The organism is Actinocrispum sp. NPDC049592, from assembly GCF_040675465.1.
GTDB lineage: Bacteria > Actinomycetota > Actinomycetes > Mycobacteriales > Pseudonocardiaceae > Kibdelosporangium.
On sequence record NZ_JBFAPA010000007.1, the window covers coordinates 104,750 to 123,571 of the forward strand.

Annotated in this window: 20 protein-coding genes; 12 read left to right on the top strand and 8 right to left on the bottom strand. The window is 68.3% G+C overall.

Going from position 1 to position 18,822, the window contains the following annotated elements:
• The first annotated feature begins 137 nt into the window (after positions 1–137).
• Positions 138–1,073: a carbohydrate kinase family protein gene (locus AB0J95_RS19415; protein ID WP_364759956.1), complete on the top strand. Its 936-nt coding sequence runs from the start codon at positions 138–140 to the stop codon at positions 1,071–1,073.
• 10 nt (positions 1,074–1,083) lie between these two features.
• Positions 1,084–1,548, top strand: a complete 465-nt coding sequence (locus AB0J95_RS19420; RefSeq protein WP_364759111.1) for an XdhC family protein — start codon at positions 1,084–1,086, stop codon at positions 1,546–1,548.
• Here AB0J95_RS19420 and AB0J95_RS19425 read toward each other — a convergent pair.
• From AB0J95_RS19425 to asnB, 3 genes are all read right to left on the bottom strand, one after another.
• Positions 1,545–2,630 carry an XRE family transcriptional regulator gene (locus AB0J95_RS19425; protein WP_364759114.1) on the bottom strand — a complete coding sequence of 362 codons (1,086 nt, stop codon included), beginning with the start codon at positions 2,628–2,630 and terminating at the stop codon, positions 1,545–1,547. The two genes, AB0J95_RS19420 and AB0J95_RS19425, sit on opposite strands and share 4 nt — an antisense overlap.
• A 39-nt stretch (positions 2,631–2,669) precedes the next feature.
• The gene (locus tag AB0J95_RS19430; protein ID WP_364759117.1) at positions 2,670–3,350 is read right to left on the bottom strand and encodes a hypothetical protein; all 681 of its coding nucleotides are present in this window, start codon (positions 3,348–3,350) and stop codon (positions 2,670–2,672) included.
• Between the two features lie 95 nt (positions 3,351–3,445).
• Positions 3,446–5,371, bottom strand: a complete 1,926-nt coding sequence (gene asnB / locus AB0J95_RS19435; protein ID WP_364759120.1) for an asparagine synthase (glutamine-hydrolyzing) — start codon at positions 5,369–5,371, stop codon at positions 3,446–3,448.
• A 154-nt stretch (positions 5,372–5,525) separates the two neighbouring features.
• On the opposite strand from asnB, the gene AB0J95_RS19440 reads away from it, so the two are divergent.
• The 3 genes from AB0J95_RS19440 to AB0J95_RS19450 all read left to right on the top strand — a co-directional run bounded on the left by AB0J95_RS19440 (position 5,526) and on the right by AB0J95_RS19450 (position 7,732).
• On the top strand, positions 5,526–6,464 hold the full coding sequence (locus tag AB0J95_RS19440; RefSeq protein WP_364759123.1) for a cytochrome c oxidase subunit II: 939 nt from the start codon (positions 5,526–5,528) through the stop codon (positions 6,462–6,464).
• Between the two features lie 55 nt (positions 6,465–6,519).
• Complete coding sequence (locus AB0J95_RS19445; RefSeq protein ID WP_364759126.1) at positions 6,520–6,918, top strand: cytochrome c oxidase subunit 4; 399 nt, start codon at positions 6,520–6,522, stop codon at positions 6,916–6,918.
• 289 nt (positions 6,919–7,207) lie between these two features.
• Positions 7,208–7,732: a hemerythrin domain-containing protein gene (locus AB0J95_RS19450; protein WP_364759128.1), complete on the top strand. Its 525-nt coding sequence runs from the start codon at positions 7,208–7,210 to the stop codon at positions 7,730–7,732.
• Here the strand turns inward: AB0J95_RS19450 and trpD are convergent.
• Both trpD and AB0J95_RS19460 read right to left on the bottom strand, forming a co-directional pair.
• On the bottom strand, positions 7,702–8,778 hold the full coding sequence (trpD, locus tag AB0J95_RS19455; RefSeq protein WP_364759131.1) for an anthranilate phosphoribosyltransferase: 1,077 nt from the start codon (positions 8,776–8,778) through the stop codon (positions 7,702–7,704). The genes AB0J95_RS19450 and trpD overlap by 31 nt on opposite strands.
• The gene (locus AB0J95_RS19460) at positions 8,775–9,185 is read right to left on the bottom strand and encodes a hypothetical protein (protein WP_364759134.1); all 411 of its coding nucleotides are present in this window, start codon (positions 9,183–9,185) and stop codon (positions 8,775–8,777) included. The genes trpD and AB0J95_RS19460 overlap by 4 nt, the downstream gene beginning before the upstream one ends.
• A gap of 119 nt (positions 9,186–9,304) precedes the next feature.
• Here AB0J95_RS19460 and AB0J95_RS19465 point away from each other — a divergent pair, with 119 nt between their 5' ends.
• The 7 genes from AB0J95_RS19465 (at position 9,305) to AB0J95_RS19495 (ending at position 16,005) form a co-directional block, all read left to right on the top strand.
• The gene (locus AB0J95_RS19465) at positions 9,305–9,928 is read left to right on the top strand and encodes a heme-copper oxidase subunit III (RefSeq protein WP_364759137.1); all 624 of its coding nucleotides are present in this window, start codon (positions 9,305–9,307) and stop codon (positions 9,926–9,928) included.
• Between the two features lie 52 nt (positions 9,929–9,980).
• Positions 9,981–10,826, top strand: a complete 846-nt coding sequence (locus tag AB0J95_RS19470; RefSeq protein WP_364759140.1) for a c-type cytochrome — start codon at positions 9,981–9,983, stop codon at positions 10,824–10,826.
• A complete protein-coding gene (locus tag AB0J95_RS19475) occupies positions 10,823–12,010 on the top strand; it encodes a ubiquinol-cytochrome c reductase iron-sulfur subunit (protein ID WP_364759143.1) in 1,188 nt (395 codons plus the stop codon). The genes AB0J95_RS19470 and AB0J95_RS19475 overlap by 4 nt, the downstream gene beginning before the upstream one ends.
• Positions 12,007–13,650 (top strand): cytochrome bc complex cytochrome b subunit, encoded by a 1,644-nt coding sequence (locus AB0J95_RS19480; RefSeq protein WP_364759146.1) that lies wholly within the window; start codon positions 12,007–12,009, stop codon positions 13,648–13,650. Before AB0J95_RS19475 ends, AB0J95_RS19480 begins: the two co-directional genes overlap by 4 nt.
• Positions 13,651–13,787: 137 nt before the next feature.
• Entirely contained in the window at positions 13,788–14,093 is a 306-nt protein-coding gene (locus AB0J95_RS19485) for a hypothetical protein (RefSeq protein ID WP_364759149.1), read from the top strand.
• Position 14,094: 1 nt separating this feature from the next.
• A complete protein-coding gene (locus AB0J95_RS19490; protein WP_364759152.1) occupies positions 14,095–15,627 on the top strand; it encodes a hypothetical protein in 1,533 nt (510 codons plus the stop codon).
• Positions 15,628–15,630: 3 nt separating this feature from the next.
• Entirely contained in the window at positions 15,631–16,005 is a 375-nt protein-coding gene (locus AB0J95_RS19495) for a hypothetical protein (protein WP_364759155.1), read from the top strand.
• 3 nt (positions 16,006–16,008) lie between these two features.
• Here the strand turns inward: AB0J95_RS19495 and AB0J95_RS19500 are convergent, their stop codons facing one another.
• From AB0J95_RS19500 to AB0J95_RS19510, 3 genes are all read right to left on the bottom strand, one after another.
• Positions 16,009–16,434 carry a protease inhibitor I42 family protein gene (locus tag AB0J95_RS19500; RefSeq protein WP_364759158.1) on the bottom strand — a complete coding sequence of 142 codons (426 nt, stop codon included), beginning with the start codon at positions 16,432–16,434 and terminating at the stop codon, positions 16,009–16,011.
• Positions 16,435–16,438: 4 nt separating this feature from the next.
• Positions 16,439–16,726, bottom strand: coding sequence for an Lrp/AsnC ligand binding domain-containing protein (locus AB0J95_RS19505; protein WP_364759161.1), 288 nt, complete (start codon positions 16,724–16,726; stop codon positions 16,439–16,441).
• A gap of 333 nt (positions 16,727–17,059) precedes the next feature.
• Complete coding sequence (locus AB0J95_RS19510; protein ID WP_364759164.1) at positions 17,060–18,763, bottom strand: DEDD exonuclease domain-containing protein; 1,704 nt, start codon at positions 18,761–18,763, stop codon at positions 17,060–17,062.
• Between the last annotated feature and the right edge of the window lie 59 nt (positions 18,764–18,822).

An 18,822-nucleotide genomic window follows, 5' to 3' on the forward strand; every position in this document is an offset into this window, starting at 1 on the left:
CCGCCGGGTAGTGTGCCAAGGCAGCCGGTGAACCACCCGTCCGGGTGGGCGGCCCGGCTGCCTGACTTGCCAGTACCCAGACAAGGAGGGCCCCGGTGCCCGTTGCCGTATCGGGAAGCATCGCCACCGATCACCTCATGCACTTCCCCGGCCGTTTCGCCGAGCAGATCGTCGCCGAGCAGATCCACCGGCTCTCGCTGTCCTTCCTGGTCGACGACCTGCAGGTGCGCCGGGGCGGGATCGGGGCCAACATCGCGTTCGGGATGGGAGTGCTGGGCTGCTCCCCGGTGCTGGTCGGCGCGGCCGGCTCGGACTTCGCCGACTACCGGTCCTGGCTGGAGCGCCACGGCGTGAACTGCTCGGGCGTGCACATCTCGGAGACCGCGCACACCGCCCGGTTCGTCTGCACCACCGACGAGGACATGTGCCAGATCGCCTCGTTCTACGCGGGCGCGATGGCCGAGTCCCGGATGATCGAGCTCAAGCCGATCGAGGACAAGGTCGGCTCGCTCGACCTGGTGCTGATCAGCCCGGACGACCCCGAGGCGATGCTGCGGCACGCCGAGGAGTGCCGTCAGCGCGGGTACCGGTTCGCGGTCGACCCCTCGCAGCAGCTGGCCCGGATGAACGGCGAGCAGGTGCGCGAGTTCTTGGTGGGCGCGGAGTACCTGTTCAGCAACGACTACGAGTGGGAGCTGCTGCTCAAGAAGACCGGCTGGACCGAGGCCGAGGTGCTGGCCAAGGTCGGCATGCGGATCACCACGCTGGGCGAGAAGGGCGTGGAGATCGTCGACAGCAAGGGCCCGGTCGTGCACGTCGCCGCCGTTCCCGAGCTGGCCAAGGCCGACCCGACCGGCGTCGGCGACGCGTTCCGCGCGGGCTTCCTGGCCGGCCTGAGCCACGGCCTCGACCTGGAGCGGGCCGCCCAGCTGGGCTCGTACGTCGCCGTCCTGGTGCTGGAGACGGTCGGTACCCAGGAGTGGGTGTTCGACACGGCCGAGGCGGTCAGCCGGATCAGCGGCGCCTTCGGTCCCGAGGTCGCGCAGGACATCGCGGCGGTCCTGCCCAACTAGTCTCTACCGCATGAGTGACGCTTGTGCCGTCGCACATGGCACGGCCACCGCGGAGGTGGGCGAGCACCGCGTTCTGGTCGCGGTGTTCGCCTCGCCCGTGGCCGAGTTCCTTGTGCGGTACGGAAAAGACCTCGGCTACGAGACCGTGGTGTACGACCCGCCCGGCGAGCTGCCCGCGATGTGCGAGCACACCGACGTCGTGGCCACCGACCACCACCGCCCCGACCTCGGGACGGCGTTGCGGGACGTGCTGGCCCACGACGTCCGCTGGATCGGCGTGCTGGGCAACCCCCGTCACGAAGGCCCGCACGTGCGGCTGTTGACCGAATTGGGGGTACCGGCCTCGGAGATCGCGCGCGTGCACCGGCCGGTCGGTCTCAACATCGGGTCGCGCACCCCGGCGGAGATCGCCATCGCGACCCTCGCGGGTCTCGTCGCCGACCGCAACAACCGCCCTGGTGGCTTCGAGTTCTAGCGGATCACGCGCAGCCGCGGCCGTTCCTCGGGCATACCCAGCAGCTTTCGCAGCCTTGGGAGCCCGAGGTGCAGGCGTTCGGCCAAGGCCTTCAGCGGAAGTCCATGTGCGGCAGCGAGTTCGGCGGCGCGGGGGAGGAGTTCCGGTTCCTCGCCGGGATATCCGGACCGGACGGGTTCGTCGGTGCGCCAGCCGAGGCGGGTGATCGTGCTCATCGCCCGCCGCAGCGTTGACTCGCTGTACACGCCCAGATCGTTGCCACGATAGGCAAGCGCAGACACCGAGACGCCATACGTGTCGGCGAGGTCTTTGAGCGCGGCGATGTCCGCGCGCCGGGGGAGCAGCTCGCGGATTTCCGTCGCGGGCATGAGGAACTCGGCCGCGAACGCGTTGGCTTCCTTTTCGTGCTGGGAACTTCCGGGGGCGGGTTCGGGGTGCAGCAGCAGGTGGCCGAGCTCGTGCGCCACCGAGAACCGCCGCCGTAGCGGATTTCCCTTGTGGGTCAACGCGATCACCGGCCGCCCGGACAACGCCGACGAGAACGCGTCGATGCTGTCGACCTCGTGGATGCGGGCCACGATGATGCCGCGCGCTTCGAGGTTGCGCACCAGGTGCACCGCCGGTCCGTCGGCCGCGCCCCACGCCTTGCGGATCCGCCTGCTCGTTCCGGACGGATCCCCGTGCGGCACACCCAAAGGCAGCCCCAGGTCCACTGTGGGCAGTTCGATGACCTGGTCGAGCTGGTCGGTGATCTCCCACAACAGTTCCACGTACGCGAGCGCCTGCTGCCGTTGCGCGGATGTGGTGGCGCGCAATGACCGGAAGTGGGCGTGCGCGGTGTCCAACGTGAGCTGGGGGCGTCCGGTCGTGAAGAACGTCACCGGCACGTCCAGCGCCCGCGCACAGCGTTCGAGGGTGTCCGCGCTGGGTTTCGACTGGCCCAGCTCGTACTGCGACACCGCCGCCGCGGTCCGGTCGATCAGCTCGGCCAGCTCACGTTTGCGCAGCCCCGCCAGCTCGCGGGCCATGGTGAGCCGGGCGGGGGCGAATGCCTGCGCGGCCGCGAAGGCATCCGTGCTCACGTCGGGGGTCCTCTCGGGGTGTTCGGGACGGGGTGATCATTATCCGGCTCGTTCGGCGGGATCGCGCCTCGGGCGGAGCGGAACGTCGGGCTGCGGCTGCTCGAACACATCCGCGTTGAACAGCGTCGGCAGCTCCGTGTACCCGGGATGCCCGTACCCACCAGCCGCGATGTCCTGCAACCGCACCTTCCACTCCCACACGATGTACCCGTCCTCGAGCACACCCTGGCCCGCCCACGTGTCGGTGAGCCCGCGCCGCTCATCACCCGACCAGGGCAACAGCAGCAGCTCACGGTGGCCCAGCCACGCCTCCCGCCGGCCGAACAGCGACTGCTCGTCCCGCAGGGTCATCAGCTCGCGCCGCAGGTCGCTGGTCTCGCCGACCGCGCCGTCCGGCCCGCTGGGCATGTGGAACTGGTAGATCCCCGCGTGCGGCAGCTTGAGCAGCACCGACTGGAACGCGGGCGCCACCTCCAGCCGCTCGATCTCCCCCTCCAGCGACTCCGCCGTGTTCAGCAGGTACTGGTGCCGATCCGTCCCAAAACTCGTGTTGTTCGCCCACCCACCCCGATGACCACCCACCCGCGCCTTCTGCAGCGCCCCAGCCTCATCATGCGCATCCTGCAACCACTGACACACCTGACTGACGAAGTCCACCAACACCACCGGCCGCACCAACCTCGCCAGCCGGTCGACATGCCCCGGATCATTCTCAGCCACAACAAACCCCACTTTCCCCAGCCGAGCGGTCCATGCGCGTCCACTTGATTTTCGCGCATGAACCACTCGGATGTGGTCAGCGGGTCCCCGCGTGTCTAGAGGCGGACGGGGTACTGGGGCTCGGGGATGTGGGGACGGATGCGGCCTTCGATGAAGATGCCGTGCCAGAGCATGAACACGATGAGGGCCCAGATCCGGCGGCTGTGGTCGAGCTCACCGGCGCGGTGCTCCTCGAGCAGGGCCATGACGGCCTGCTTGTCCAGCAGCTCGTCGGTGTAGGACTCGCGGATGATGGCCGCGGCCCACTCGTACATCTCCTCGCGCAGCCAGTGCCGGATCGGCACCGGGAAGCCCAGCTTGCGGCGGTTGAGCACGTGCGCCGGGACGATGTCACGCAGGGCCGCGCGCAGCGCGAACTTGGTGGTCTCGCGGGTGATCTTCTGCTCGAGCGGGATCTTCGAGGCGATCTTGAACACCTCGGGGTCCAGGAACGGCACCCGCAGCTCCAGCGAGTTGGCCATGGTCATCTTGTCGGCCTTCACCAGGATGTCGCCGCGCAGCCAGGTGAACAGGTCGACGTGCTGCATCCGGGTCACCGGGTCCCAGTCGGCGGACTGGCGGTACCAGGGCGCGGTCACGTCCTCGTGCCCGACCTGCGGGTTGAACGTGCGCAGCACGCGACGGATCTGGTCGTCGCGGAAGATCCGGGCGTTGCCGTAGTACCGCTGCTCCAGCGACAGCGCGCCGCGGCGGAGCAGGTCCTTGCCGCGCTTGCCCTCCGGCAGTTTGGTGGACAGGTTGCCCATGGCCTTGCGCAGCGCGCCGGGCACCTTCTCGAACGCCGCCAACGAGATCGGCTCGCGGTAGATCGTGTACCCACCGAACAGTTCGTCCGCGCCCTCACCGGACAGCACGACCTTCACATACTGCCGCGCCTCGCGTGCGATGAACCACAACGGCACCAGCGCCGGGTCGGCCACCGGGTCGTCGAGGTACCAGACGATCAACGGCAGGACATCCATCATCTCCTGCGGCGACACCGTGCGGACCACGTGCTTCACGCCGATCGCCGCGGCCGACTCGGCGGCCACGTCCACCTCGGAGTAGCCCTGCCGCTCGAACCCGGTGGTGAACGTGATCAGGTCCGGGTTGTGCTCCTTGGCCAGCGCGGCGATCGCGGTCGAGTCGATGCCGCCGGACAGGAACGAGCCGACCGTCACGTCCGCGCGCATGTGCTTGGCCACCGAGTCACGCATGGCGGCGGCGATGTCGGAGTGCAGCCGGCCGGACTCGTACTGGCTGACCGGCATGGTGCGGAAGATCGGGTTGAAGTACCGCTCGGTGGTCAGCCGCCCGTCCGGGGTGACCGTGAACGACGTGCCCGACTCGATCCGCCGGACCGTGTTGTGCAGCGTCTCCGGCTCCGGCACGTACTGCAGGACCAGGTAGTGCTGCAGGGCCGTGCGGTCCAGCTGCGGCGAGAGGCCCAGCGTGCGCTGCAGCTGCAGCAGGCTCTTCTTCTCGCTGGCGAACGCCACCCCGTTCGGGCCCTGCGCGTAGAACAGCGGCTTGATGCCGAACGGGTCGCGCGCGCCGAACAGCACCTGCCGGTGCGAGTCCCAGATCAGGAACGCGAACATGCCCCGGAACTTGGCCACCACACCCGGGCCGTAGTGGTGGTACGCGGCCACCATCGCCTCGGCCTCGCCGTCGGTGGCGAACTTCAGGTTGAACTCGCGCTTCAGCTCGGCCCGCAGCTCCAGGTAGTTGTAGACCTCGCCGTTGAACAGGATGGTGTACCGGTCCGGCGCGTCCACCGGGCCCCAGTGCAGGGGCTGGTGGGAGTGCGCGATGTCGACGATCGACAGCCGGTTGAAGCCGAAGATGACCCCGTCACCGATCCAGGTTCCGCTCTCGTCCGGCCCGCGGTGCCGCTGGCAGCGCAGCGCCGCCTCGACCCCGTTGCGGGCGGAGCCGGCGTCGAGTTCCGAAGGACAGACCATGCCAAGCAGACCGCACACGCTCTCGGCAACCTTCCAGTCGAGGAGTGGGTGAGTGGCCAGTATGCCCGTCCGCCGGGACGCGGCATCGCGTGCCCGGCCCCCGATCCGCGTCACATATGTCGCTGAGCTACGCTCCCGCAGGAGCGGATCGCTGCGAGGAGGAGAGCGAACGGTGAGCCACAAGGAGCGCTCGCGAGGGCGGCGACTGGCCAAGGTCATCGGCCTGGTCGGCCTGGTCGCGTTCGCGGCCACTGGCTGCTCGGGCGACGAGGTGCTGCGGTTCGGCTGGCCGGAGGGCATCACCGAGCAGGCGCAGGACATGCGGAACCTGTGGACCGGCGCGGTCATCGCGTCGCTGGTCGTGGGTGTGTTCGTCTGGGGCCTGATGCTGTGGCCGGTCGCCTTCCACCGCAAGAAGAAGGGCGATGACACCCTGCCGCGGCAGACCCAGTACAACCACGTGCTGGAGGCCATCTACACGGGCCTGCCGGTGATCATCGTGGTGGTGCTGTTCGTGTTCACCGCGAGCACCGAGAACAAGGTGCTGGCCAAGACGGCGAACCCGGACACCGTGGTCAACGTGGTGGGTTTCCAGTGGAACTGGGACTTCAGCTACGAGCAGAACAAGGGCGACAAGCCCCGCCTGCAGGACGGCTCGCTGATCCACACGGTCGGCAGCACCCGGGAGATCCCGCTGCTGGTCGTGCCGACCCAGCGGGTGGTCGAGTACCGGCTGTCGTCCAACGACGTCATCCACTCGTTCTACGTGCCGGAGATGCACTTCAAGCGGGACGTGTTCCCGTACCCGGACAAGAACAACCAGGACTTCAGCTTCCAGAACAAGATCGACAAGCCGGGCTCCTTCGTGGGCCGCTGCGCCGAGCTGTGCGGCTCGTACCACGCGTACATGAACTTCGAGGTGCGCGCGCTCACACCGGACCTGTTCGACCAGTACCTGCAGCTGCGGACCCAGACCAACCCGCAGACAAATCAGCCGTACACCGCGGCCGAGGCGTTGAGCAAGATGGCCTGCGGCGACCTGTGCAAGCCGTACGCAGTGACCACATCCCCGTTCAACCCCGACCGCACCGCACGCACAGCCTCCGGCTGACGGCTGAGCAAGAGGACGACAGGGACATGAACGGGAACAGGGACAGGAACGATCCATGAAGGTCGAAGGCAGGATTTTCCACATCTGCACGGCGTTCTTCTTCGCCGCTGCCATCCTGTACGGGTTCTGGGCGAAGGAGCCGGTGGGCATCGTCGGCCTGACGTTGACCGGTGGCCTGTCACTGATCATCGGGAGCTACTTCAGCTTCGTCGCCCGCCGCGTCGAGGAGCGCCCTGAGGACAACCCCGACGCCGAGGTCAGCGACGGCGCCGGTGAGCTGGGCTTCTTCAGCCCCGGCAGCTACTGGCCGATCGCCTGCGCCGCCTCCGCCGCCCTGGCAGGCTTCGCGCTCGCGTTCTTCCACATCTGGCTGATCGTGATCGCCGTGGTCCTGGTCCTGCTCAGCGTCGGCGGCCTGGTCTTCGAATACCACACAGCCCCCGACAAAGACTGAGACACAAGCAACACCAGCAAAAAGCGGCTTCCCCCACATCAGGGGGAAGCCGCTTTTTCGCTTCCCCAACAAACGCGCGTGCCCGCGCCACACACCTGACCTTCGTGCCCAACCCAAAGGATCCGAAGGATCCTGATCCTTGTCCCTCTTGACGGCCTGCCTAGCGGCGAGCGCATCTTTTCCAGCCCCTAGCGGCAGCGCTTCCAGCCGCCCAGACCCCAACGCCTATCCTCGCCCACCAGCTCATTCAGAAGTGACTTCGAAGACCGAAGCGACTAATCTCTGGTAAGTGCAAGACCCCCTGAACGAGGCAGCCCGCCCCAAAGTCACACCCAGCAGACCAGACCGGGCGGCAGGAGAAGGCCAGACCCTCCTCCTGGTTCACCGCCACCTCCGCCAAGAACTGACCCAAATCAAGAGCGCCATCGAAGAAGTAGCCGCAGGCCGCCTCACCCCCGAGCAAGCCCGCGACCACATAAACCACACAACGATGCGCCAGAACTACTGGACCCTGGGCAGCTTCTGCGCCGCCTACTGCCGCGTCCTCACCATGCACCACACGCTCGAGGACGAAACCTTCCCCACCCTCGCCCGCCGAAAGCCCGAACTAAAACCGGTCGTCGACAAACTCAGCCAAGAGCACGAGGTGATAGCCACAGTCCTGACCCAACTCGACCACACCCTCACCGCGATGATGAGCGACGAGAGCAAGATCGACGACGTCCGAGCGGACGTAGCCCTCCTGGACCGCCTGCTGACCTCCCACCTCACCTACGAGGAAGATCAGCTGGTGGCCCCATTGAGCGTTTTCTGAGCGGCCAGAGCCGTCGACAAGTCAGCCCACCGAGAAAGCAGCGAAGCAGCCGCACCGGAGTCGATGGCCTGAGCGGCCTGCTGCAAACCGGCCCCCAGATCGCTCGTGAGATCCCCGGAGAACCCACGGTAGGCAGCGATAGCCCCAGCGGCGTTCAAAAGCACAGCGTCGCGAACAGGCCCCAGTTCACCACCAACCAGTCGCCGCACGACCTCACCGTTGTGCGCAGCGTCCCCACCCCGCAGGTCCTCCTGAGTCGCCGGAGGCAGCCCCAGCGCGGAAGGATCGACCTGCTCCTGCCGAACCTCCCCGTTGGACACCACCCAAGCGGAGGAGGTCGTCGAGGTGGTCAGCTCGTCAAGACCATCATCCCCACGCACAACCAGCACAGAGGCGTCGCGACCAGCGAAAACCTCCGCCACGGTCGGCGCCAGCCGGGAGAAAGCACACCCGACCAGCCCCGCTTCGGGCTGAGCCGGATTCGTCAACGGTCCGAGCACGTTGAACGCCGTGGGAATCCCCAGCTCACTCCGCGTCGGCCCCGCATGCCGCAGAGCGGGGTGGTACAGCGACGCGAAGCAGAAGCCGATCCCCAGCTCACGCACGCATTCCTCGACCGCCGCCGAGTCCAAGGCGATAGCGACGCCCAGCACCTCGAGCACATCCGCCGCACCGGCCTTCGAGGACGCCGACCGGTTGCCGTGCTTGACCACGGGCACGCCGGAAGCCGCCGTCACGATGGCGGTCATCGTCGAGATGTTCACGCTGCCGGACCGGTCGCCGCCGGTGCCCACGATGTCGACGGCCCGGCGCGGAATCGTGACCCGATTGGCATGTGCCAGCATCCCGGTAGCCAGACCGGTCAGCTCGGCGGCCGTCTCGCCCTTGGCGTGCAGGCCCACCGCGAACCCGGCGATCTGCGCGGACGTGGCGTTGCCGGACATGATCTGCCCCATCGCCCACTCGGTGTCGTCGGCGGTCAGGTCGCCGCCGTCGACTAAGTGGTGCAGCAGCGCGGGCCAGTTGTCGCGCTTCATGCCGGTCATCCCCGCACGACGGGCAGCTGGCGGGACCGCAGCACGTCGGCGACGGTCTCGGCGGCGGTCAGCGGGTCGAGCGGGTGCACCAGCACCGCGTCCGCCTGCGACCAGGTCGCCAGCCAGCGGTCGTCCCGGCGGCGCACGGCCACCACGATCGGCGGGCAGTCGTCCAGCTCGTTCTTCAGCTGCCGGCACACGCCCATGCCGCCGGTCGGCTGCGCCTCGCCGTCCAGGATGGCCAGGTCGATCTCGCCGTCGTCCATGTAGTAGATGACGTCCGCGACGCCGGCGGCCTCGACGAAGGTGACCCGGCCGATGTCCGCGGCCGGACGGCGGCCCACCGCTGTGATGATGCTCTCTCGCACTTCGGGCCGGTGGCTGAACACCAGGATCTTCAACGGCTGTGTGCTCATCTTCGGCGCCCCTCCAGCGGTTATCACGGGCCTGGTCACGACCAGTCAGATGCTATCGCCACCGGCCCGGGCGCCCGCCCGCGGACCCGACCGGGCGAGCGGAATTTCCGCAAGCCATAATGCGTCGCGTGACAACAGCATCGCCTTCGATCAGCTCGCGAGTGCACTCGCTGAACCGGCCGAACATGGTCAGCGTCGGCACCATCGTGTGGCTGTCCAGTGAGCTGATGTTCTTCGCCGGGCTGTTCGCCATGTTCTTCACGGTGAAGGCACAGAACAGCACCGGACAGTGGCCACCGCCCCTGCACGGGGAGCCGTTCCACCTCAACCTGCCCTTCGCGACGCCGTTCACGGTGATCCTGGTGCTGTCCTCGGTCACCTGTCAGCTGGGTGTGTTCGCCGCGGAGAAGGGGGACGTGTTCGGCCTGCGCCGCTGGTACGTGCTGACCCTGATCATGGGCGCGATCTTCCTCGGCGGGCAGATCACCGAGTACATCAACCTGGTGCACGAGGGGATGACCATCCCCTCCGGCGGGTTCGGCACGGTCTTCTTCCTGACCACCGGGTTCCACGGCCTGCATGTCACAGGCGGGCTGATCGCCTTTGTCTACCTGCTCATGCGGACGAAGATGAGCAAGTTCACGCCTGCCCAGGCCACGGCCGCCATCGTCGTGTCCTACTACTGGCACTTCGTCGACATCGTGTGGATCGGCCTGTTCGCGGTCATCTACATCGTGCCGTGACGCACCAAGAAGACAATCCCGAACCGACTTCTCCAGCAAGGTTGCCCATCACATGACGAGCAGTAAAAAGGCGGACGCCGCCGGGGAGAGCAAGGCGGCACGCAACCATGCCCGCTCCTCCAAGCGTCGGCGGCGGATCTCCGGCCTGCTTGCGTTGGGTTTTGCCCTGATCGGTGTCGGCGCGATCTACAGCGCGGTCGCGCCGGAGCCGCAGACCGCGAACGCCTCGCAGCAGGACCCGGCGTTGGTGCGCAAGGGCGAGCAGATCTACAACAACACCTGCATCACCTGCCACGGCGCCAACCTCGAGGGCGTGAAGGACCGCGGGCCCGCCCTGATCGGCATCGGCGAGGCGTCGGTCTACTTCCAGACCTCGACCGGCCGGATGCCGCTGGCGGCGCAGACCGCGCAGGCCGAGCGCAAGCCCCCGAAGCTGAGCCCCGAGGAGATCGACGCGCTGATCGCGTTCGTCGAGTCCAAGGGCCCGGGCGGGCCGAAGCTGCCCGACGAGCACGGTGAGCAGCTGCGCGGCGACAACCCGGCCCGCGGTGGCGAGCTGTTCCGGATGAACTGCGCGTCCTGCCACAACTTCACCGGCCGCGGTGGCGCCCTGTCGTCCGGCAAGTTCGCACCGGAGCTGGACCCCGCGACCGAGGAGCAGCTGTACGCGGCGATGGTGTCCGGTCCGCAGAACATGCCGAAGTTCTCCGACCGCCAGCTGTCGCCGGAGGAGAAGAAGGACATCATCGCTTACGTCAAGTCGGTCACCGACGGGAACAACAACCCGGGTGGCGCGCCGCTGGGCGGTCTTGGCCCGCAGTCCGAGGGCCTGATCGCGTTCATCGTGGGGATGGCGGCGCTGATCGGCGTGACGCTGTGGATCGGAGCCAAGCAGTGAGCGAGCAGGACAAGAAGCTGCCGACCGACGAACAGCTGGCCGAGATGGACCGCGACCAGCTGGTCAGGCTGGGCGGTCAGCTCGACGACGTCGAACTGGTCGAGTACGACGACCCGTGGCCGGTCAAGGGCACCAAGGCGGAGAAGCGCGCCGAGCGCGCGGTCGCGTTCTGGTTCGCCCTGTCGGGTCTCGCCGGGCTGGCGTTCATCGTGGTGTTCATCGCCTGGCCGTGGCGCTACGCCGCGGCCAACACCAGCGACCACCTGCTGTACCTGCTGTACACGCCGTTGCTGGGCATCACCCTGGGGCTGTCGATCCTCGGCGTGGGGGTCGGCGTGGTGATGTACGCCAAGCGGTTCCTGCCGCACGAGGTCGCGGTCCAGCAGCGGCACGAGGGCCGCTCGACCGAGGTCGACCGGCAGACCTTCGTGGCGCACCTGGCCGACGCGGGCGACAAGAGCACCATCGCCCGCCGGTCGCTGATCAAGCGCACCGCGCTGTTCGGCGCCGGCACGTTCGGCCTGGCCGCGGCGGTGCTGCCACTGGGCAGCATGATCAAGAACCCGCACGCCGAGTCGGCCAACGAGAACGGCCTGTGGCACACCGGCTGGATGGCCAAGAACGGCGAGCGGGTGTTCATGCGCCGCGACACCGGCGACCCGCACGCGATCGAGCTGGTCAAGCCGGAGGACCTGGACGCGGGCGCGATGGAGACGGTCTTCCCGTTCCACGCCCCGGTGACCAAGTCCGGCCAGGTGGACTACGCGGCGCTCGAGGCGATCCTGACCGGCAAGCAGCGGGTCGACCCGGAGGAGCTGTCCGAGGCGCTGATCAGGTCGGACAACCCGGTCATGCTGATCCGCCTGCGGCCGGAGGACGGCAAGCGGGTGATCAAGGCGCAGGGCCAGGAGGACTTCAACTTCGGCGACTACTACGCCTACACGAAGATCTGCAGCCACCTCGGCTGCCCGACTTCGCTGTTCGAGCAGCGGTCCAACCGGATCCTGTGCCCGTGTCACCAGTCCCAGTTCGACGCCTTGCACTACGCCAAGCCCATTTTCGGCCCGGCCACCCGCAAGCTCGCGCAGCTGCCGATTCAGGTCGACGCCGAAACGGGTTACTTTTATGCCACGGCCGACTTCAACGAGGCGGTCGGACCGGCCTTCTGGGAGCGTAAGTCATGAGCGGCATCACGACGCCCACCAAACAGAAGAACCCGGCAGCCAGGGCCGCCGCGGGTGCGGGCAACTGGCTGGACGACCGGCTGCACGCGGCCGGTGGTATCCGCAAGCAGCTCAACAAGGTCTTCCCGACGCACTGGTCGTTCCTGCTCGGTGAGGTCGCTCTCTACAGCTTCATCGTGCTGCTGCTGTCGGGCACGTACCTGGCCCTGTTCTTCGACCCCTCCATGCAGGAGGTCGAGTACCAGGGCTCGTTCGTCAACCTGCGCGGCCTGGAGATGTCCCGGGCCTACGAGACCGCGCTGAACCTGTCGTTCGACGTGCGCGGCGGCCTGTTCGTCCGCCAGGTGCACCACTGGGCGGCGCTGCTGTTCATGGCGGCCATCGTGCTGCACATGTTCCGCGTGTTCTTCACCGGCGCGTTCCGCAAGCCGCGCGAGACGAACTGGGTCATCGGCATCCTGCTGTTCATGCTGGGCGCCATCGAGGGCTTCGCCGGCTACTCGCTGCCGGACGACCTGCTCTCCGGCGCCGGCCTGCGGATCATGTCGGGTCTTATCCTGTCGATCCCGGTGATCGGGACGTGGGTCAACTGGCTGTTGTTCAGAGGCGAGTTCCCAGGTCACGACGTCATACCCCTGCTCTACACCGCGCACATCCTGCTGATCCCGGGGATCATCCTGGCCCTGGTCGGTGTGCACGTGGGCCTGGTCTGGTACCAGAAGCACACCCAGTTCCCGGGTGTGATGCGGACCGAGAAGAACGTCATCGGCGTGCGGATCATGCCGTTCTTCGCCCTCAAGGGTGGCGGCTTCTTCGCGATCTGCGTCGGTGTCATCGCGATCATGGGCGGCATCTTCCAGATCAACCCGATCTGGAACTTCGGCCCGTACAACGCGGCGCACATCTCCGCGGGCACCGTGCCCGACTGGTACATGGGCTGGACGGACGGCCTGATCCGGTTGTGGCCGGCCTGGGAGGTCTACCTCGGGAACTACATGGTCCCGGCGCCGTTCTTCCCGTTCATGCTGGGCCTGCCGCTGCTGACCGGTATCGCGGCGGTCTACCCGTGGATCGAGCGGAAGTTCACCAAGGACTACGCGGCGCACAACCTGCTGCAGCGGCCGCGCGACGTGCCGGTGCGGACCTCGCTGGGCGCCATGGCGATCACGTACTTCATGGTCTCCCTGTTGTCCGCGGCCAACGACGTGCTGGCCGACAAGTTCGACATCTCGCTGAACGCCACCACCTGGATGGGCCGGATCGGCCTGCTGGTGCTGCCGCCGATCGCGTACGCCATCACGTACCGGCTCTGCCTGGGCCTGCAGCGTGCCGACCGCGAGGTGCTCGAGCACGGTGTCGAGACCGGCATCATCAAGCGGCTGCCGCACGGTGAGTTCATCGAGCTGCACCAGCCGCTGGGCCCGGTCGACGACCACGGCCACCCGATCCCGCTGGAGTACCAGGGTGCGGCCGTGCCGAAGAAGATGAACAAGCTCGGCTCCGCCGGCCGCCCGGTCGCCGGAACCCTGCTGCGGCCCGACCCCGTCGAGGAGACCATCGCTCTCGAGCGCGCCCGCTCCGAGCAGCACACCAACGGTCACGGCAACGGCCAAGGCCCAGGCTCGCACAGCAACGCCTGATCGACGCCGAGCAAAGCCCCCGCGAACCCCAGGTTCGCGGGGGCTTTCTCTTACGAGGGTCGTACCTGGGGTTTTGCTTCCGGGAACATTGCCGGGTCCGGGGGAACCGTCGTGATCATCGTGGGGTCTGATGGCGCATGGGCGATGGGTACGAGGCCGACAAGAAGGGCATGACCGAGCTCGCGGGGGATCTGCGGGACGAGGGTCGTGCGCTGGGCGAGGTGGAGCGGCCGCTGCGGGGGCGTTCCTGCGGGTCCGAGGACGAGCTGGGGGAGTTCGCCAGTGGCGCGTTCTCGAACTTCTACGGGGCCTGGTGCCAGGAGACGGACGTGATCATCGACGCGCTGGGGGAGCTGGCCACCAAGCTGGAGCAGAGCGCGGGCACGTACTCGTCCGTCGACGCCGAGCACGGCCGGGGTTTCGCGAAGATCGGCGGGTTCTGACGTGGGCACCAGGCAGGACGCCGAGAACGTCGCGCACGGCTGGGAGTCGGTCAACGTCTACTTCGGCGGGATCGGCTCGATGAAGAGCCTGGCCGACGCGGCGCTCAAGCTGCCCGAGCCCAAGGGGAACCCGCAGCAGCTGGCCGACCGGGCCAACGACTACCTCAAGGCGGCGCCGAAGGCCGACGCCGTCTCGGTCGACCTGACCAGGATGGCCTCGTCCAGCCTGCCGCGGGTGTGGGTCGGCGAAGCGTCCGAGTCGGCCTGTGACGTGATCACCGCCGCCGCCAAGGAGGTCGACCGGGTGGTGACCGTCTACGGTGATGTCGGCCGTGAGCTGGACGTCCTGGCCGATGCGATCGCCATGGCGAAGGCCAAGCACAACGACGGCTACGCGGCGATGGCCGGCGTCCGCAACGAGCTCGACGGGGTCAGCAACCCGTGGGACTTCGGGCACGCCGAGGAGATCAAGGCGAAGGGCGTCTCGGCGGCCGCGATGCTGCGGGACGCCGCCGTGATCGCCGAGGACGCGGGCAGGAAGGCCGCCGGCCGGCTCGACGACCTCGCCTCCCAGGCCCGCGCGGGCAAGCTGGCCAGCAGCAACCTGACCAGCGTGGACAAGCTCGTGCTGACCCAGGCCGCGGCGCCGGGCGGCCCCGAGGACCTCAACGCCATCCTGTCCGCGAACGACGCCACCCGCGCCGGGGACCGGCTGGACAAGCTCAGCGCGCAGGACCGGGCGCGGGTGGACAGCCTGCTGGACAACGCCAGGTCGCCGCAGGAGAAGGCGTACCTGATGAAGGCGCTCGCGGCTGGGCACAACGTCGGCGAGATCGAGAACTTCGACCGCCAGATCCACGACCACGGCGACGACCCGCAGTGGCTGCGCGACCGCCTGACCCCGATCGTCACCCCGGACCACGACACCACCACCGGCCAGAACGTCCCGGTCACCTACCAGGGGTCGGGCTGGAGCCAGGACCAGCGGCCCACCTGTGTGGCGTACTCGACGATGACCGCGCGGGCCCAGGTCGACCCGCTGTACTCGTTGAACCTGACCACCGGTGGCCACCCAGGCGACCCCGCCTACGACAACCCGCAGGCGTTCCACGAACGTGCGAGGGTGGAGAGCGAGCGGATCTACTCCGAGGGCAGGGAGGTCGGCTGGCACCCGTTCGGCCAGGGCGACGGCATGAACACCAAGCAGGGCATCTCGGTGGCGAACAAGGAGATCAGCCCGGCCACCGGCGGCCACTACGAGCACAAGGACCTGGACGACGCCGACGACCGGCGCAACGTCCTGCCCGAGGTCGAACACGCCGTGGACAACGGCAAACCGGTGCCCATCCAGGTGCGCGGCGACGGCGGCCACCAGATGATGATCATCGGCCACGAGGGCGACAAGCTGCAGATCTACAACCCGTGGGGGCACACCGTGTGGGTCAGCGAGGACGACTTCATCAACGGCCACATGGACAAGGCCTCCGACAGCCGCCTGCCCAACGCCGACGGCGTGCACATCCCCAAGGACTGAGCGATGGAAGACGCAGAACTCGCCCGGCTGGACGTTCCGGCCCTGCTCACCGAGGGTGTGGCGGCCCGCGGCAAGGAACTGTTCGGCAACGGAGCCGTGGCCGCGGCCATCATCCTGGACAACGCCGGGGTGATCCCGCGTTCGGTGGTGTTCCTGGCCGAGATCGTCCGCAGCGGCGGCGCCAAGTACGCCAGCGAACTCACCGAGCCCCTGCCGACCCCCGCACAGACCGAGGTGATCCGCCCCTGGCTCACCGCCGCGGCCGCCGCGTCGGCAAGCGTCGAGGACGACTACACCGTTGAGGACTGGCTCAAAGCCGTCGCGGCCATCCTCGCCGCCCGCCGCTCCGCCCGCGGCGAGGACGTCCCCCTGGTCTGACGCTCAGCCGGTGATGGTCAGGGTGATGGTGACCGTGTACTGCTCGCGGCCGGCCTGGAAGTCGTTGACCAGGACGATCTCGTTGGTGCTGGCCTTTTTGGCGACGAACGTCCAGTAGTGCCGGCCACCGCCGCCGGTGCTGTCCGATGAGGACATCGACACGTACTCGTCGTGCTCCAGCGCGGCGTTGACGTACTGCGGCTTGGTCTTCAGCCACCAGCTGTCGCCGATCGACGCGTTGTCCCTGGAGACGATGCTGAACCGGTCGCCCACCTTCACGGTGAGGTCCTGGCTGGCGTCCTTGGTCGCCGGCACCGGGACCACCGTGCCGTACCGGATGCCGCGGATGATGGGGCCGGTGAGGAACACCGCCGCGACGGCGACCGCCGCCACCCCGGCCCCGATGAGGACCAGGGACCTCGTGCGCATCAAGTCAGTCGGTGGTCTCGGCACCGATCGAGAACGCGGCCTCGGTGTCCTGCCGCGAGTAGGACCGGAACGCGATGTGCGTGTCGGTGGCCAGCACCCCCGGGATCTTGCTGATCTTGCCCGGGATGATCGTCGCCAGCTCCTCGTGCTCCCGCACCGTGATCACCGCGATCAGGTCCACATCACCCGCGCAGGAGTACACCTCGTCCACGCACTCCACGTCCGCGATCGCCTGCGCCGTCTCCGGGATGCTGTCCACTGTGGCCTGGATCATCACAATCGCCTTGATCACGGGCGTTCCTTCCTGGTCACGAGAATCCGTGACCAGCGTAGGAGGTGTCAGGCGGCGCAGTGCACCCGGGCACGCAACGCGGGCCTCGGTCACGCCGGTCGATGATCACGCTCAGGAGTTGAACGGGAACCAGATGTGACTCACAGTCGTCTCACTGCGTGACACCGTCCAGCCACGGGGAGGACACCGGACGTGCCGAACGACGGGTTCGAGATAGACCTCGCGGAAGCCCGGAAAAGCCGCTGACACCTCTTCCAAGCGAGGCAGGTCTGCGGGTTTCCCGCGGTCGAGCTCGGGTGAACGTCACCCCGCCGGGAGACGCGAGCAGCCCGGCTAGCCGGGACGGGTCAGCGAACGGGCGGATTCGGCGCGGTCGAGCCAGGGGCGCCAGCTGGCGGCGGAGGCGGCGGGCACGGTCCACGGGCTCGAGCACTGGACCATGCGGGTGCCGTCGCGTTCGAGCCAGCGCAGGATCACGCCGACCTCCTCGTGCGGGGCGCCGAACAACGGGCCGTCCCCGGCGATGACCGTCTCGGCGGACGCGACCAGCATGTCCACCACGGGCATCGGCCGGACACCCCGGGGCGCCGAACCGGCGGCGGCCAGCCGGCCGTGCCGGACCACGGCGAAATCCCAGCCACCGGTGCCATCCGGCCGCGCGGCGACCAGTTCGGTGATCCCGGCCAACGACGCCAGCCGCTGCCCCCGGTCCAGCGCCCGCACCAGCGACGCCAGCTCGTCCCGTCCCGTGGCGGCCTGTTCGTAGTGCTGCGCGTCGGACGCGGTGAGCATCCGCGAAGCCGCCCGCCACAACACGTCCAGGCGCTGCCCGGCGGCCAGTGACCGCACCGACTCCACCATCGGGTGATATTCGTCCGCCGATTGGTGTCCCGCACAGGGCGCCCCGCACCGCCCGATCTCGAACAACACGCACGGCGTCCCGTTCGGCGAGCGGGCTGGGATCCGTTGCGAGCACGAGCGGATCCCGCTGCCCGACTGCAGCGCCCCGGCCGCGTTCTCGGCGGACCGGTGCGACCGGAACGGCCCCAGCGAGCCGTCCCTGGGGGTGCGCACCACGGACAACCGCGGGAAGGCCTCGTCGGTCAGGGTGAGCCACCAGGCCTCGTGCTTGTTCCGGGACTTCCGGTTGTACGCCGGTTTGTGCGCGGCGAGCAGGCGTAACTCGCGGACCTCGGCCTCCAGGGCGTGCGCGCAGGTCACCGAGTCGACCCGGATGGCGAGGTTGACCATCTCGCGCAGCCGCCGCCGGGTCTCGCTGGCGGTGAAGTACTGGCGGACCCGTCGCCGCAGGTCCGACGCGGTGCCGACGTAGAGCACCTCCTCGCTCGGCCCGCGGAACAGGTACACCCCCGGCGCGTTGGGCAGGTCGGCCGCGAGTGATCGTTTCCGGCGCTGCTCGGGGGTCACCTCCGGGATGAAGTCCATCAGCTCTTCGAGTGACTGCACGCCGATCGACCCCACCCGTTCGAGCAGGCCGTGCAGCACGTCGACGGTCGCCCGCGCATCGGCCAGCGCCCGGTGGATGGGCGTCGTGGTCGCGCGGAACAACGTGGCCAGCGCGGAAAGCCGGCAGCTGGGCGCCTCCTCCCGGGACAGCACCCGGCGCGCGAGCTTGACCGTGCACACCACCGTCGGCCGCGGCCAGTGGTATCCGTGCCGCTGGCAGGCCGTTTTCAGGAATCCCACGTCGAACCCGGAGTTGTGCGCCACCAGCACCGCGCCCGCGGCGAACTCCAGGAACGCGGGCAGCACCTCGTCGATTTTCGGGGCCTGGTAGACCATCGCGTTCGTGATTCCGGTGATCGCCACGATCTCCGGCGGGATTCCGCGCCCGGGGTCGACCAGGGTGGCGAACTCGCCGACCACCTCGCCACCGCACACCTTCACCGCGCCGATCTCGGTGATGGCGTCCGCATCCGCGCTGCCCCCGGTGGTCTCCAGGTCGAACACGACGAACGTGGTGGTGCGCAGGGGCGTGCCCAGCTCGTCGAACGAAAGCTGCGTATCCGTGCTCATCGCGCGGGACGCTATGGGTCCGCACCGACAATTTCGCCCGGGCCAACTAACCTGAAGGG

Excerpts from the sequence above, each read along its gene's own strand:
- AB0J95_RS19415 (WP_364759956.1), top strand. The coding sequence starts at position 138 with ATGCACTTCCCCGGCCGTTTCGCCGAGCAGATCGTCGCCGAGCAGATC.
- AB0J95_RS19420 (WP_364759111.1), top strand. The coding sequence starts at position 1,084 with ATGAGTGACGCTTGTGCCGTCGCACATGGCACGGCCACCGCGGAGGTG.
- AB0J95_RS19445 (WP_364759126.1), top strand. The coding sequence starts at position 6,520 with ATGAAGGTCGAAGGCAGGATTTTCCACATCTGCACGGCGTTCTTCTTC.
- trpD (WP_364759131.1), bottom strand. The coding sequence starts at position 8,778 with ATGACCGGCATGAAGCGCGACAACTGGCCCGCGCTGCTGCACCACTTA.
- AB0J95_RS19460 (WP_364759134.1), bottom strand. The coding sequence starts at position 9,185 with ATGAGCACACAGCCGTTGAAGATCCTGGTGTTCAGCCACCGGCCCGAA.
- AB0J95_RS19465 (WP_364759137.1), top strand. The coding sequence starts at position 9,305 with ATGCGTCGCGTGACAACAGCATCGCCTTCGATCAGCTCGCGAGTGCAC.
- AB0J95_RS19470 (WP_364759140.1), top strand. The coding sequence starts at position 9,981 with ATGACGAGCAGTAAAAAGGCGGACGCCGCCGGGGAGAGCAAGGCGGCA.
- AB0J95_RS19480 (WP_364759146.1), top strand. The coding sequence starts at position 12,007 with ATGAGCGGCATCACGACGCCCACCAAACAGAAGAACCCGGCAGCCAGG.
- AB0J95_RS19485 (WP_364759149.1), top strand. The coding sequence starts at position 13,788 with ATGGGCGATGGGTACGAGGCCGACAAGAAGGGCATGACCGAGCTCGCG.
- AB0J95_RS19495 (WP_364759155.1), top strand. The coding sequence starts at position 15,631 with ATGGAAGACGCAGAACTCGCCCGGCTGGACGTTCCGGCCCTGCTCACC.
- AB0J95_RS19500 (WP_364759158.1), bottom strand. The coding sequence starts at position 16,434 with ATGCGCACGAGGTCCCTGGTCCTCATCGGGGCCGGGGTGGCGGCGGTC.
- AB0J95_RS19510 (WP_364759164.1), bottom strand. The coding sequence starts at position 18,763 with ATGAGCACGGATACGCAGCTTTCGTTCGACGAGCTGGGCACGCCCCTG.